16 protein-coding genes are annotated in these 14,854 nt (G+C 41.5%); 15 read left to right on the top strand and 1 reads right to left on the bottom strand.

Translation table 11 applies throughout. The annotated features are described in order from the left end of the window. Positions 1-404 precede the first annotated feature (404 nt). From V7201_RS20465 to rsmI, 10 genes are all read left to right on the top strand, one after another. Complete coding sequence (locus V7201_RS20465) at positions 405-608, top strand: sigma factor G inhibitor Gin (protein WP_335378609.1); 204 nt, start codon at positions 405-407, stop codon at positions 606-608. Between the two features lie 88 nt (positions 609-696). Next, complete coding sequence (locus V7201_RS20460; RefSeq protein ID WP_335378608.1) at positions 697-2,130, top strand: aminotransferase class I/II-fold pyridoxal phosphate-dependent enzyme; 1,434 nt, start codon at positions 697-699, stop codon at positions 2,128-2,130. Then, entirely contained in the window at positions 2,131-2,763 is a 633-nt protein-coding gene (gene tmk, locus V7201_RS20455; RefSeq protein WP_335378607.1) for a dTMP kinase, read from the top strand. Positions 2,764-2,953: 190 nt separating this feature from the next. Next, the gene (locus V7201_RS20450; RefSeq protein WP_335378606.1) at positions 2,954-3,283 is read left to right on the top strand and encodes a cyclic-di-AMP receptor; all 330 of its coding nucleotides are present in this window, start codon (positions 2,954-2,956) and stop codon (positions 3,281-3,283) included. Between the two features lie 45 nt (positions 3,284-3,328). Beyond that, positions 3,329-4,336 carry a DNA polymerase III subunit delta' gene (holB, locus tag V7201_RS20445; RefSeq protein WP_335378605.1) on the top strand — a complete coding sequence of 336 codons (1,008 nt, stop codon included), beginning with the start codon at positions 3,329-3,331 and terminating at the stop codon, positions 4,334-4,336. After that, a complete protein-coding gene (locus tag V7201_RS20440; RefSeq protein ID WP_335378604.1) occupies positions 4,329-5,159 on the top strand; it encodes a PSP1 domain-containing protein in 831 nt (276 codons plus the stop codon). Before holB ends, V7201_RS20440 begins: the two co-directional genes overlap by 8 nt. Before the next feature lie 13 nt (positions 5,160-5,172). After that, positions 5,173-5,544, top strand: a complete 372-nt coding sequence (gene yabA / locus V7201_RS20435; RefSeq protein WP_335378603.1) for a DNA replication initiation control protein YabA — start codon at positions 5,173-5,175, stop codon at positions 5,542-5,544. A gap of 66 nt (positions 5,545-5,610) precedes the next feature. Continuing rightward, complete coding sequence (locus V7201_RS20430; RefSeq protein ID WP_335378602.1) at positions 5,611-6,354, top strand: tRNA1(Val) (adenine(37)-N6)-methyltransferase; 744 nt, start codon at positions 5,611-5,613, stop codon at positions 6,352-6,354. Further along, complete coding sequence (locus V7201_RS20425; protein WP_335378601.1) at positions 6,341-6,613, top strand: GIY-YIG nuclease family protein; 273 nt, start codon at positions 6,341-6,343, stop codon at positions 6,611-6,613. Before V7201_RS20430 ends, V7201_RS20425 begins: the two co-directional genes overlap by 14 nt. Beyond that, complete coding sequence (rsmI, locus tag V7201_RS20420; protein ID WP_335378600.1) at positions 6,606-7,487, top strand: 16S rRNA (cytidine(1402)-2'-O)-methyltransferase; 882 nt, start codon at positions 6,606-6,608, stop codon at positions 7,485-7,487. The genes V7201_RS20425 and rsmI overlap by 8 nt, the downstream gene beginning before the upstream one ends. Positions 7,488-7,565: 78 nt before the next feature. Here rsmI and V7201_RS20415 read toward each other — a convergent pair whose 3' ends face one another. Beyond that, a complete protein-coding gene (locus tag V7201_RS20415) occupies positions 7,566-7,853 on the bottom strand; it encodes an AbrB/MazE/SpoVT family DNA-binding domain-containing protein (RefSeq protein WP_125481637.1) in 288 nt (95 codons plus the stop codon). A gap of 652 nt (positions 7,854-8,505) precedes the next feature. Here V7201_RS20415 and metG point away from each other — a divergent pair. The 5 genes from metG to rsmA all read left to right on the top strand — a co-directional run bounded on the left by metG (position 8,506) and on the right by rsmA (position 14,699). Further along, positions 8,506-10,461, top strand: a complete 1,956-nt coding sequence (gene metG / locus V7201_RS20410) for a methionine--tRNA ligase (protein ID WP_335378599.1) — start codon at positions 8,506-8,508, stop codon at positions 10,459-10,461. 380 nt (positions 10,462-10,841) lie between these two features. Further along, entirely contained in the window at positions 10,842-11,609 is a 768-nt protein-coding gene (locus tag V7201_RS20405; RefSeq protein WP_335378613.1) for a TatD family hydrolase, read from the top strand. 237 nt (positions 11,610-11,846) lie between these two features. After that, entirely contained in the window at positions 11,847-13,031 is a 1,185-nt protein-coding gene (locus tag V7201_RS20400) for a ubiquitin-like domain-containing protein (protein WP_335378612.1), read from the top strand. 236 nt (positions 13,032-13,267) lie between these two features. Then, positions 13,268-13,828 (top strand): ribonuclease M5, encoded by a 561-nt coding sequence (gene rnmV, locus V7201_RS20395; RefSeq protein WP_335378598.1) that lies wholly within the window; start codon positions 13,268-13,270, stop codon positions 13,826-13,828. Beyond that, entirely contained in the window at positions 13,821-14,699 is an 879-nt protein-coding gene (gene rsmA, locus V7201_RS20390) for a 16S rRNA (adenine(1518)-N(6)/adenine(1519)-N(6))-dimethyltransferase RsmA (protein ID WP_335378597.1), read from the top strand. The genes rnmV and rsmA overlap by 8 nt, the downstream gene beginning before the upstream one ends. Positions 14,700-14,854 lie beyond the last annotated feature (155 nt).

Here is a 14,854-nt window from a genome sequence, read left to right as displayed (position 1 = left end):
TAGGACGCCGCCGGGCACACGAAAGAACAGCTGTTATGGCTGTTCTTTTTTTGTGTATAGAAATATGTAACAAATAAATATAGTGAATTGAATTTTTAATAAGCAGCTTTCCGAAATGGACCGGAAGTCCACAATAAGTTTATTCCTGGTTAAAATGAGAATTTATTTTCATTAGGGTAAACGTTATTACCTGATGACTTCGACAGGCGAGCTTCATTCATGGAGTGTCTCTGAGGATTTAAAAAGTATATAATAATTAACCAACCCTAAATTGTTATAAGACATACAAGGAAATGGGAAGTCAATCATAAAATATAAAACAATTAAACTTTCTAAAATATTATTCGGAAAATTGTATACAAAAAGGGGCTACTGGCAACAATAGGTGTACGGAGGTGGAGAAATTGAGTTCGCTTTTAGCAAAAAAACAAGTTGGGGAAACGTGTGTGGTTTGCGAACAGGCTAAAACAGCAGGAATACACCTGTATACTTCATTTATTTGCACAGAGTGCGAGGGCATCATGATCAAGACTGATACGAGTGATCCTAAATATAAATATTACGTAGAAAAGTTAAGGAAAGTAACGAATCCTGAGATTTATAGTTAAAAGCTCTTTATAGGGCTTTTATTTTTTTTGCTCAAAATCAATGTTAGAATAGGTAAGTATGAATGAATAATGTATATAAGGTGAGTATATGAAACAAACGAGAACACCTTTGTTTGATCAACTAATTAAGCATAACGAGGGAAGTCCCATTTCATTTCATGTTCCTGGCCATAAATTTGGCGAAGTTTTTTTGGGAAAGGGACAATCTTTTTTTAGTGATATATTAAAGATTGATGCCACGGAAATAACGGGTCTTGATGATTTACATTCTCCAGAGGGTGTCATTTTAGAAGCGGAAGAGTTATTAGCAGATTTGTATCGTACACAAAAGAGCTTTTTTTTAATAAATGGCTCTACAGTAGGAAATTTGTCTATGATTCTTTCCACCATAAACGAAAATGAACTCGTACTGGTACAGCGCAATTCTCATAAATCAATTATGAATGGCATAAAACTTGCTAAAGCTAATCCTGTCTTTATCAGCCCTGATTTTAACATGGAATATAAAATTGCAGGTGGATTGAATATAGATGACATTAAGTCGGCTATTAACCAGTATCCAGATGCAAAGGCACTTATTTTAACATATCCTAATTATTATGGGTTAACCTATGACCTTAAGAGTATCATCGATTTGGCGCATACTCATGGCATTCCTGTGCTGGTGGACGAGGCACATGGTGTGCACTTTATTGCGGGGAACTCTTTTCCGCAATCTGCAGTGGAGCTAGGGGCCGACATCGTTGTGCAATCTGCGCATAAAACGCTCCCTGCAATGACAATGGGTGCTTTTCTCCATTTTCAAAGCAGCCTGGTTTCTCAGGAAAAATTACAGTTTTATTTACAGGCGCTGCAATCCAGCAGTCCATCTTATCCCTTGATGGCTTCCCTGGATTTGGCGCGAAGCTATCTGGGTACATATAGTCAAGAGGATCTCGCCTATCTAAGCGGGGAGATTGAAAGTTTCCGAAGTACCGTAAATAACATCGAAACGATTCGGTTATTGAATCAGGGTGATCCTTTAAAGATGACCATACAGGCAGCAGGAACCTTATCGGGATTTGAATTGCAAAGGATTTTGGAGTCACAGGGGATTTTCACCGAATTAGCGGACCCTTACAATGTCCTATGTGTGCTCCCTTTGTTGAAGAAAGGAATGGAGCACAGATGGCTAGAGGCCGCTGAAAGGCTTGCCGCTGGAGCTCTGTCGATTCCGAAAGGACAGCCGATTAGCGAGAACCATTTCATAAAAAATTACGCGATTTCAACATTAGCTGTAGGTTATAAGGAAATGGAACGCCAGGAAACAGAGGTCATTCCTCTTGATGCCTCTGCCGGAAGAATCTGTGCGGAATCCATCATCCCTTACCCTCCTGGTATTCCGCTTTGCCTTCCTGGTGAAGTGTTGAGGGAAGAGGACTTACAGACAATTAGCTATTTGAGGAATATAGGTGCGAAAATCCAGGGTGGAGAGTTTTTATCTGCTGATAAAATAAAAGTGTTTAAGAGTTGGGGGATCTAAATGGCTAACGGAATTTTTATAACAATTGAAGGACCGGATGGGTCAGGCAAGACAACGATTATTAATATGCTTGCTGATAATCTTCAAAAAGAAGGATTCGAGGTTATGGCTACACGCGAGCCTGGAGGTATTGAGATTGCTGAGCAAATCAGGCAAGTGATCCTGGACCGTGATAATACGGCGATGGATCCACGCACAGAGGCGCTATTATATGCTGCTGCAAGAAGGCAGCATCTGGCTGAAAAGGTTAAGCCTGCTCTTGAAAAGGGAAAAATCATTTTGTGTGACCGGTTTGTCGACAGTTCGTTAGCCTATCAAGGATATGCCCGCGGGCTGGGAATTGATGAGGTGTACTCAATTAATGAGTTTGCCATCGAAGATATGATGCCTCAGCTTACTTTATATTTTGATTTGGCACCAGAATTGGGACTTGAAAGAATCAATAAAAATAAAGGCCGAGAAGTGAACCGCCTTGATCTTGAGAATCTGGAATTCCACCAAAAGGTGAGAGAGGGATACATGATTCTTGCAGATCGATTTTCGGATCGAATTGTAAAAATTGATGCTTCCCGGGAGCTAGAAGCAGTTTATAAAGATGCCGAAGCGAGAATAAAAGATGAATTGAATAAGTGATCACTTGAGACAAGCCTGATTGACTTTAAGGCTTGTTTTTATTTAGAGGCGCTTGTTGACAGTTAAGAATGAATAACTGTGGCACTATTTGGAAGCGTTTGGGATTTTTAGTATAAATCATGTCTTGTCACGTGAATCCTGTTATAATGAGAATACAAATGTTACCGAATAAAAAATAGGAGGAACATGAATGAAACTAATTTTAGCCGTGGTTCAGGATCAGGACAGCAATCGTTTGTCGAATGCATTGGTGGACCATAATTTTCGAGCAACAAAAATGGCTAGTACAGGTGGATTCTTAAAATCTGGGAATACCACTTTTATCATAGGAACCGAAGACATCAGGGTAGAAAAAGCACTTGAGGTCATCAGGGATAATTGTAAATCAAGAGACCAGCTTGTGGCACCGGTATCTCCAATGGGAGGAAATGCAGATTCGTATGTTCCTTACCCAGTGGAGGTTGAAGTTGGGGGAGCAACCGTATTTGTATTGCCGGTTGAGAAGTTTCACCAATTTTAATCAGATAATAAGAAATGAATTAATAAATGTAAGAGAGTGATCGCATTGGCAAAAACGTGGGACGAGCTGGAGAGACTGCAGCCGAATGTTTTAAAAATGGTGAAAAACAGCATCCTGAAAAATCGAATAGCCCATGCGTATTTGTTTGAAGGTATGAGGGGCACTGGCAAAAAGGAGATTAGTATCCTCCTGGCCAAAAGCATCAATTGTCATGCTCCCGTTGAAGGCTATAAACCTTGTGAAAGCTGTGTGAACTGCAGGAGGATCAATAGCGGTAACCATCCAGATATCCACCTTGTCGAACCTGACGGGCTGTCGATTAAAAAAGGCCAGATCCAGGAGCTTCAGGGGGAGTTTTCAAAAACGGGCGTGGAATCCAAAAATAAGCTGTACACAATCGTCCATGCAGATAAAATGACGACCAATGCCGCGAACAGTTTATTGAAGTTTCTTGAGGAGCCGCATGCGGGTACGGTAGCGGTCTTGATTACGGAGCAAGCACAGCAGATGCTGCCGACAATTTTATCCAGATGCCAGCTGATCAATTTCACACCGCTATCTCCCAAAAATATGACAGAACAGCTGATAGCAAACGGTGTTAACCCTCAGAGTGCACCGCTCTTGGCGCAGCTGACGAACAATTTGGAAGAAGCTCTGGAAATTAGTCATAATGATTGGTTTGCACAAGCACAAAAAATAGTGTTAAAATTATATGAAGTGCTAAAAAAGAATTCACTCGAAGCAATGGTCACGCTTCAGGAAAACTGGTTTACCCACTTCAAAGAGAAAGAACAGATTGATCGAGGTTTGGATTTATTACTTCTTATTTTTAAGGATTTATTATACATTCAGCTTGGCAAGAAGGACCAGGTTGTTTATCTAAACGAAAGCTCACGTTTAGAACAGTTTGCACTACAGACATCCGGACGGCGTCTTACCGAACAAATGGCAGCCATTCTGGAGGCGAAGAGGAAGCTGCATGCCAATATGAATCCCCAGCTGCTTATGGAAGAGCTGGTGTTAAAATTGCAGGAGGGATCTACACTTGTATGATGTAGTAGGTGTCCGCTTCAAGAAAGCGGGGAAGATTTATTATTTTGATCCCGGCGATCTCTCAATTCAAAAGGACGAATTCGTCATTGTCGAAACTGTCAGGGGTGTAGAGTACGGAAGAGTGGTTACTCCCCGAAAACAGGTTGGCGAAAAGGATGTAGTCCTGCCTCTGAAAAAGGTAGTCAGAATTGCAGATCAAAAGGATCGTCTTATTGTCGAGGAAAACAAAACAGCTGCAAAAGAAGCATACGATGTTTGCAGTGATAAAGTGAATGAACATCAGCTGGATATGAAGCTTGTTGATGTTGAATATACATTTGACCGCAATAAAGTCATTTTTTACTTCACGGCTGACGGCCGCGTCGATTTCCGGGAATTGGTCAAGGATTTGGCATCCATTTTCAGGACAAGGATCGAGCTTCGCCAGATTGGTGTCAGGGATGAAGCGAAAATGCTTGGCGGTATTGGCCCTTGCGGCAGAATGCTTTGTTGTTCTACGTTCCTGGGAGACTTTGATCCAGTTTCAATCAAGATGGCCAAGGATCAAAACCTCTCGCTTAATCCTACAAAGATTTCCGGGCTATGCGGCAGGCTGATGTGCTGTTTGAAATATGAGAATGATGAATATGAAACAGCTAAAGAGCAGCTGCCTGACCTTGGTGAAATGATCGTGACACCTAATGGTCCAGGAAAAGTGGTAGGGCTGAATATTTTGGAACGTGTGATGCAGGTTGATGTTGCCGGCCAGGAACGCGTGCTGGAATATACGCTTGAGGAAATACAGGAAGCAGGAGCTGTATCGTTGCAATCATCCACAGATTAATGAGGTGGAACAGGTGGATAAAAAAGATATCTTTGACTCAGTAAGTAATATGGAAGCACAAATCGGTGATTTATACCGTCAGCTTGGTGAGTTAAAACAGCATTTAGCAGAGATTCTGGAAGAGAATAACTCTTTAAAGCTGGAAAATGAGCATATAAGACGCCGTCTGGATCAAGCTATTGGTAAGAAAGATCCAAACATTAAGAAGGATAGTAAAGAAAACATCCATACAGTCCAGGCCGAAAAACATGTTGTCGATGTTGGCGAAGGCTATGATAACCTTGCCCGGCTTTATCAGGAAGGTTTCCACATCTGCAATTTGCATTTTGGCAGCCCGCGCAAAGAGGATTGCTTGTTTTGTTTATCATTTCTTAATAAAAAATAATTGGCAGCCTTCCTTCATTGGGAAGGCTATTTTTATAAGGTTTTATTATTGGAGGAACAAATCGAGATGCTTAACCTAAAAGAAGATGAAAGACTGGACTATTTACTGGCAGAGGATTTAAGAATCATCCAGAGCCCGAATGTGTTTTCTTTTTCTCTGGATGCTGTACTGCTCGCAAGGTTTGTATGGGTGCCGATCCAAAGAGGGAAGATTGTGGACCTTTGCAGCGGAAATGGTGTGATACCTCTGTTTTTAAGTGCGAGGACAAAAGGAACGATCACAGGGGTAGAAATACAGGAACGTTTATATGATATGGCTGTCCGCAGCATTGAGTACAACCAGCTTAAGGATCGTCTGCAAATGGTCCATGGAGATATCAAGGAAGTGCCTAAACAGCTTGGTTTTGAAAAATATGATGTGGTAACATGCAATCCACCTTATTTTCCGACACCTTCAAAGGAAGAAATAAACGAGAATGAACATCTGGCAATAGCGCGTCATGAAATCCTCTGCACACTGGAGGATGCGATTAAATCTTCAAGCCAGCTTGTTAAGCAGGGAGGCAAGGTTGCCTTTGTGCATCGTCCGGGCAGGCTGATCGATATCATCGAACTGATGAGAAAATACCGTCTGGAGCCTAAACGGATCCAATTTGTCTATCCAAAGGCTGGGAAAGAAGCCAATACATTGCTGATCGAGGCAATTAAGGATGGCAGTCCTGATCTTAAAATACTTGAGCCCCTGATTGTTTATGATGCCAGTAATGAGTACACTCCAGTCGTGAAAGAAATGTTATATGGAAGCAAGTAGGCATTATTTCTATGTCCTGCTTTGCCGGGATGGCAGCCTCTATGCAGGATATACGAACAATCTTGAACGCCGGCTGAAAATGCATAACGAGGGAAAAGGTGCTAAATACACCAAGGGCCGTGGACCGGTAACGCTTGTGTATTCGAAATCCTTTGATGAAAAAAGCGATGCAATGAAAGCGGAATATGAATTTAAGCAATGGACACGAAAAAAGAAGGAAGACTTTCTTTTAAGAGAAATGGGTGGTTTATATGCATAAGCAGAAAAGCTTTGAGCGGGAGAATGAAAAAGGGATCTTGTATCTTGTCCCTACACCGATTGGCAACCTCGAGGATATGACCTTCAGGGCAATCAGAATAATGAAGGAAGCCGATTTAATTGCCGCGGAAGATACGCGTAATACAAAGAAGCTTTGCAATTATTTTGAGATTGAGACGCCTGTTACGAGCTATCACGAACATAATAAGGAGAGCAGCGGCTATAAGTTACTTGAAAAAATAAGGGACGGTGCAAAAATTGCCTTGGTAAGTGATGCGGGAATGCCTACCATATCTGACCCAGGTACTGAATTGGTGGCTGAGGCAATCTCAGAGGGACTGACGGTGGTTCCTCTTCCAGGTGCCAATGCGGCATTGACTGCCTTAATCGCTTCTGGAATCCAGCCACAGCCTTTCTATTATTATGGATTCCTCCAGAGAGGCAAAAAGGAAAAGAAGAAAGAGCTTGAAACATTGTCAAAACAGACAGCAACCATTATTCTTTACGAATCTCCCCACCGGTTAAAAGAAACGCTGTCTTTAATGCTGGAAGGGCTTGGTGACAGAAAAATCGTCCTATGCCGTGAACTTACGAAGAAGTATGAAGAATTCATCAGGGGAACGATCTCTGAGGCACTGGAATGGGCACAGGCTGAAGAAATACGTGGTGAGTTCGTTTTAATCATTGAAGGAGCATCCTTAAGTTCAATTGAAGAAGAAGAAACCCATTGGTGGGCGAAGTTGAGCTTGAATGAGCATGTCGAGCATTATATCTCAACTGAAAATATGAATTCGAAGGATGCCATCAAACAAACCGCCAAAGACAGAGGCATGCAAAAACGAGATGTGTACCAGGCTTACCATGTACATGAGTAATTAGCAGAAGAGTTTTCCTGCAAAAAATATCGATTAAAAAAGGCCGTGGGAGGATCCACGGCCTTGCTTGTATTAGATTTAAGCTTTTACAGGTTCGAAGTTACCCTGGATTTCTTTAAGAAGCTGTTCTGCACCTTCACGGCTAAGAATTAGCTTTCCGCCTGCCAATGTGATGTTGTTGTCAGATACTTCACCAGTGATGTGGCAAGTCATGTTTGGTTTATATTTTTTAAGGATGATGCGGTCATCGTCCACATAGATTTCTAGAGCATCCTTTTCTGCGATGCCAAGAGTTCTTCTTAGTTCGATCGGAATAACCACGCGTCCAAGTTCATCAACTTTACGTACGATACCAGTAGATTTCATAGTAAAATAGTCTCCTCTCATTTTCCCATATATTGTTTCGTCATAATTCGACATATTTTTTTCTATTGGTTTTATAATACCAGCGATTCCAATAACCGTCAATTAAATTATTTTTCTTCCATTAACAATTTTTAACACTTTGTAAAAACCTTTTTATATCAACGTTTTAGGTTAGAGAGCCTAGGAGGAACAAGGATTGTCGCCATATTTATATCTCAGAATACAGATAAAAATGTTTTTGCTAATATAATATTATTTACGTGATTCGACAAATTTCTACATTTCTTTCGACAAAATGTCATAAGTTTGTCATATTCACGTCATATTGCACATTTTAACTTAAATGGGTATATTTTGAGGATAGATGAGGCAATCATTCTATTAGGCTGATTTCGAGAACTTTGTATCCTTTATACTAAGGAATAATCGGCTTTTACAAAGCCAAATTTCTAAATGGAAACTTCGTTAAGAGCGTTTATTTGAAACCTGACTTTCTATTATGTATGTAAAGAGTGCAAAATAAGTTGGAATTGTTAAGCTCTTGCCCAACAGGGCGGGGCTTTTTTAACACTAGAGTAGGAAAGCCAAGGCATTAGCTGGTATAATAACTACTATTAGAATGAACTAGCAGTTTTAGTTAAGGAGGATCTTCATGGAAGAGAAACTGAAAACCTTTTATCTTACGACCCCTATTTATTATCCAAGCGGCAATCTGCATATCGGCCACGCTTATACGACGGTGGCCGGTGATGCAATGGCACGTTATAAAAGGCTCCGCGGCTTTGATGTCATGTATTTGACTGGCACGGATGAGCATGGTCAAAAAATTCAGCGAAATGCTGAAGCTAAAGGAATTACGCCACAGCAATATGTGGATGAAATTGTCGATGGCATTCAGGAGCTATGGGGCAAGCTGGATATATCGTACAACGATTTTATTCGTACTACTCAAGACCGGCACAAGCAGATTGTCGAAAAGATTTTCGCACAGCTTTTGGAGCAGGGCGATATCTATCTTGATCAATATGAAGGCTGGTACTGTACTCCATGTGAATCCTTTTACACAGACCGACAGCTAGAAGATGGGAATTGCCCAGACTGTGGCCGTCCTGTTGAAAAGGTAAAGGAAGAATCGTATTTCTTTAAAATGAGCAAATATGCCGACAGGCTGCTGAAGTACTATGAAGAAAATCCTGATTTCATCCAACCCGAGTCACGGAAGAATGAGATGATCAACAACTTCATCAAGCCTGGACTTGAGGATTTGGCTGTATCACGTACGACATTTGATTGGGGCGTAAAGGTTCCAGGTGATCCGAAGCATGTCATTTATGTATGGATTGATGCACTTTCAAATTATATTACAGCACTTGGCTACAGCACAGAGGATGATTCAAAGTATTTGAAATACTGGCCTGCAGACGTCCACCTAGTGGGAAAAGAAATCGTCCGCTTCCATACGATTTATTGGCCAATCATGCTGATGGCGCTTGATCTTCCACTTCCTAAAAAGGTTTTCGCCCACGGCTGGCTTTTGATGAAGGATGGGAAAATGTCTAAATCAAAGGGCAATGTAGTTGATCCTGTTACTTTGATTGACCGCTATGGCCTTGATGCACTTCGCTACTACTTGCTGCGCGAGGTTCCATTTGGTTCTGATGGCGTGTTTACACCAGAAGGCTTTGTCGAACGCATTAACTTCGATCTTGCTAATGACCTTGGCAATCTGTTGAACAGGACAGTTGCGATGATCAATAAATACTTCGATGGTGAAATTCCTGCTTACAACGGTTCCGAAGGGGAATTTGAGAAACAGCTTCTCGAAGTAAACAACGAAACAGTACAAAGGTTTGAAGAAGCTATGGAAAAAATGGAGTTTTCCGTGGCGCTTACTTCAGTGTGGCAGCTGGTAAGCCGATGCAATAAATTCATCGATGAAACTCAGCCATGGGTACTGGCAAAGGATGAAGCTCAAAAAGATGCTTTAGCCAGTGTAATGGTTCATCTTGCCGAGTCATTAAGAAGAGTTGCTGTCCTTTTGAAGCCATTCTTAACGAGGACTCCTGATAAAATCTTTGCCCAGCTGAATGTCGCTTCTGAAGCGCTTCAGACATGGGAAAGTCTTGAATCATTCGGACAAATTCCTTCAGGGACGAAGGTTGTACAGGGAGAGCCGATTTTCCCACGTCTTGATTTAAAGGAAGAGGTTGATTTTATCAAAGAAAAAATGCAAGGCTCAGCTCCTGCAGCAGCACCTGTTGAAGAAGAAAAGCCTGAACCGCAAGAAGAAATCACGATTGATGATTTCATGAAGGTCGAGCTTAGGGTTGCAGAAGTCATTCATGCAGAACCAGTGAAAAAAGCTGATAAGCTATTAAAGCTTCAATTAGATCTTGGCTACGAGAAACGCCAGGTAGTGTCAGGAATTGCGAAATACTATAAGCCAGAAGACCTTGTTGGCAAAAAAGTCATTTGTGTCACAAATCTTAAGCCTGTAAAACTTCGTGGGGAACTTTCCGAGGGAATGATTCTTGCCGGGGAAAAAGACGGCGTTATGTCACTTGCTTCAGTAGATGACTCACTGTCAATCGGGGCAAAAGTTAAATAAAAATCGACATTAAAACAAGAAAAACCTGGAAATGTTCCATGTGTAACATTTTCAGGTTTTTTCATGCCAAAAAGAGCAAACTTTTGGTGAGATTTTCCTAATAGATGGATCTTTCATTAAGGATAAAACGGAGTGGAAATTAACTTATTAAAAAGGACAAACTATACGAAAAAAGCCAAAAAGAAAAACACACGCCATTCCCGTCAATTGTCGGGTTTTTAAAAATTCAGAACCAAAAATTTGACCTTAACCGCTTAAAAAAGTTATGATATCGACAAAACTTTATCACGATTTTTAGAACATAGTCGCCTGTCTATTCTACATTCAATCAATGATTGTTAGAATGAAACTGTAAGCGGTGCCAGTAAAGGAGTTTAATGATGCTTTTTGACACACACGTACACTTAAATGCAGAACAATTTAACGACGATCTCCAGGAGGTCATTGACCGGGCAATTGCTGAAGGTGTAACCAATATGGTTGTAGTCGGGTTTGACGAGCTGACGATCAAAAAAGCAATCGAGCTGGCTGAGAAGTACGATTTTATCCATGCGAGCGTTGGCTGGCATCCAGTTGATGCAATTGATATGACACCTGAACACCTTGATTGGCTGAAGGAGTTGGCAAGCCATCCGAAGGTAGTTGCTCTTGGGGAGATGGGGCTTGATTATTATTGGGACAAATCCCCGAAGGAAATCCAGAAAGAGGTATTCCGTAAGCAAATCAGACTGGCAAGAGAAGTAAGACTTCCGATCATCATACATAATCGCGACGCAACAGCTGACATAGTTGAGATTTTAAAGGAAGAAAACGCCGGGGAAGTTGGCGGGATTATGCATTGCTACAGCGGCAGTGTCGAAACGGCGCTTGAATGCATTGAGATGAACTTCTATATTTCGCTTGGCGGTCCTGTTACATTTAAAAATGCCAAGAAACCAAAAGAAGTAGCAGAATCAATTCCGCTGGACCGTTTATTAGTAGAAACAGATTGCCCGTACTTGACTCCGCATCCATATCGCGGCAAAAGGAATGAGCCTGCATATGTAAAATTGGTCGCCGAAGAAATCGCAGGTTTAAAAGGGTTATCTTTTGAGGAGATTGCAGAAGCAACAACCCAAAATGCTAAAAAATTATTCGGCATAAAGTGATAAAGAATGTTGTCGATTTATCAGCAAGGTTGTCCAAAAAAATTGTCATTCTAAAAAGTTCTACATGTCTCACATTCAACATAGGATAACCGTGTCGATAACTCTTGCTTTCCTTTTTATGGAGCTTCTTGCATAATAGGGATTACCTTTGGCAGGGGTGTCTGGGTTGACAAGTCGGCAACAATATCTTTATAATCACTCCGAGAAGAGGAGGCGTTTTTCATCGTGATTAATAGTATGAAAAACCTGTTTTCCAAGACTTTGAGTAAGAAGAAGCTGGTGATTTTTTCTGCTAGTTTCCTAGTTTTTGCGGCTGCTCTCGGGATTTTCATGTATGAAGGAACCAAGAAAACAGTGGCATTGACGCTGGACGGACAGGAAAGAGTCATTAAAACACACGCGAATACAATCCAGGAATTATTTAATGATCTCGATATTTCATTACGCTCAGAGGACTATTTATCGCTGGCGGCAAACACGAAAGTACAGAATAATCTAGCCATCGTGTGGAAGCCGGCAAAACAGGTAGAGGTAATACAGGATCAGGAACAGAAAACGTATTGGACAGCAGCCGATACTGTGAAGGACTTCCTGACGGAACAAAATATTGTTTTGAACGAACACGACCAGTTAAACCTAAACCCAGACGCTAAACTGAAAAAGGATATGAAGATTGCCATTCAAAGAGCTTTCCCGCTTAAACTTGTAGTAGGCGGCAAGAAGCAAGATGTGTGGTCGACTTCGACTACGGTCGCTGACTTTTTATCACAGCAAGGGATTACACTCAACAAATTAGACCGTGTTGAACCTGAACTTAAGCAGACAGTCACAAAAAATGCCGTGATTAATGTCATTCGAGTTGAAAAAGTCACCGATGTAGTGGAAGAACCAATTAATTATGCAGTCATCACCAAAAACGACAGCAATCTGGAAAAGGGTAAACAGAAAGTCGTAACCGAAGGCCAGGAAGGCTTACTATCCAAGCATTATGAAGTAGTCTTGGAAAACGGCAAGGAAGTTTCAAGAAAACTGGTCAGCGAGAAGAAAATGAAGGAAAAACAGGATAAAGTCGTGGCGATGGGAACTAAAGTTTTAGTTGCTCAAGTTTCACGTGGGTCAAGCGAGCCTGCAGGCAAGGAGATCTATGTGTCTTCGACTGCGTATACGGCTAATTGCAATGGCTGTTCTGGTTACACAGCAACTGGAATGAACTTAAGGGCAAATCCAAATGCAAAAGTAATTGCCGTGGATCCTAGGGTTATTCCTTTAGGGACAAAAGTATACGTTGAAGGCTATGGGTATGCAATAGCCGCTGATACAGGTTCTGCAATAAAGGGCTTTAAAATTGATGTCTTTTTCCCATCTAAATCAGATGCATTCCGATGGGGAAGTAAGCGCGTCAAAATCAAAATTCTAAATTAATTCATGGATGCAGGGGAACCTTCCTCTGCATTTTTTGTTTTTTAGCTTATATCAGTTTAAGGTATAATAAGAAAAGTGTTATATATTTATTACCCGGCGGAGCTATAAACTAATCTAAAATGTTTTCACTTATATAGACGATTATATTGCAGAAATGTTTCAAGTATTTCAGAGAAAAATTTATTTTTTTATGAAATTTTTTAAGGATTTATTAAGGTGCTCGTATTGGAGGAAACATGAAAATAAAAGAAATAATTGTAGTCGAGGGCAAGGACGATACCACTGCGATCCGCCGTGCTGTCGATGCTGACACTTTAGAAACAAATGGATCAGCGATCAATGCGGAAACAATTGAACGGATTCGCAATGCGCATGAAAAACGAGGAGTCATTGTTTTTACGGACCCAGATTATCCTGGTGAAAAAATCCGTAAAACGATTTCAGAACAAATAGCCGGCTGCAAGCATGCTTTTATACCGAAAGAATTAGCCAAGCCAAAGTCCGGGCGTGGAATAGGTGTTGAACATGCTTCACCCGAAGTGATCAGGGAAGCTCTTAAGGGTGCGCAGAAAATGGACACGGAAGCGGTCGAAGAAATCAGCCAAGAGGACTTGATCGTTGCCGGGCTAATTGGCGGACCAGGCGCTAAGGAAAGGCGTGAAAGGCTTGGCAGGCTGCTTAGAATCGGATACACGAATGGAAAGCAGCTTCATAAGCGTTTGATGATGTTTCAAGTGAAAAGACAGGATTTCGCAGATGCATTGGCAGAAATCCTTAAGGAGGAGCAAGATGCATAAGGATATAGCGACACCTGTGAGAACGAAGGAGATACTCGATAAATACGGATTCTCTTTTAAAAAGAGCTTAGGGCAGAATTTCCTGATTGATACTAATATATTAAACAGAATCGTTGACCATGCAGAATTAACGGAAAAAAGCGGAGCGATTGAAATTGGTCCTGGAATCGGAGCACTTACGGAACAACTGGCAAGAAGGGCGGAAAAGGTCGTTGCTTTTGAAATTGACCAGCGCCTTCTCCCGATATTGGAGGATACCCTCTCGCCGTACCCTAACGTAAAAATCATCCATAGTGATGTGCTGAAAGCGGATGTACAGGCAGTGATTGAAACGGAATTCGCAGGACAAGAGGAAGTGATGGTCGTTGCCAACCTTCCTTATTATGTGACGACACCCATCTTGATGAAACTGCTTGAGGAAAGGCTGCCTATCAGGGGGATTGTCTGCATGCTGCAGAAGGAGGTTGCGGATCGTATTTCGGCAAAGCCAGGGACGAAGGAGTATGGCTCTTTGTCCATTGCTGTACAATACTACACAAAAGCTGAGACTGTCATGATTGTACCCAAAACAGTATTCATGCCACAGCCTAATGTTGATTCCGCTGTAATCAGGCTGACTTTGCATGATGAACCGCCTGTAAAAGTAACGGACGAATCGTTCTTCTTCCACGTTACAAGGTCGAGCTTCGCCCAGAGAAGGAAAACGATTCTAAATAACCTGACAAGCCAGCTTCCAGATGGAAAACAAAAAAAGGAAGATATCCTTGCAGCGCTCAAGCAGGCTGAGATTGTGGAATCGCGAAGGGGAGAGACTTTGTCCATCCAAGAATTTGCGAGACTGTGTGAAGCTTTGTATCCTTATTTTCATTAATTAAATGCACTAATTAAAGTCCGGATGAATCCGGGCTTTTTTTTATGCGGTAAGAAAGTATAAAATTCACTTCGAGTAATGTCCAGCTCCAGCGCCTAGCCCCTCGAGACGCTTGTCTAGTTTCGCCTCCTAGAAACTCCGAAACTTCAACTCCG

Origin of the sequence: Bacillus sp. JJ1122 (genome assembly GCF_036964885.1) — a bacterium.
Classification (GTDB): Bacteria; Bacillota; Bacilli; order Bacillales; family Cytobacillaceae; genus Mesobacillus.
Note: the sequence above shows the minus strand (reverse complement) of the source record. Positions and strands in the feature narration are given on the sequence as shown.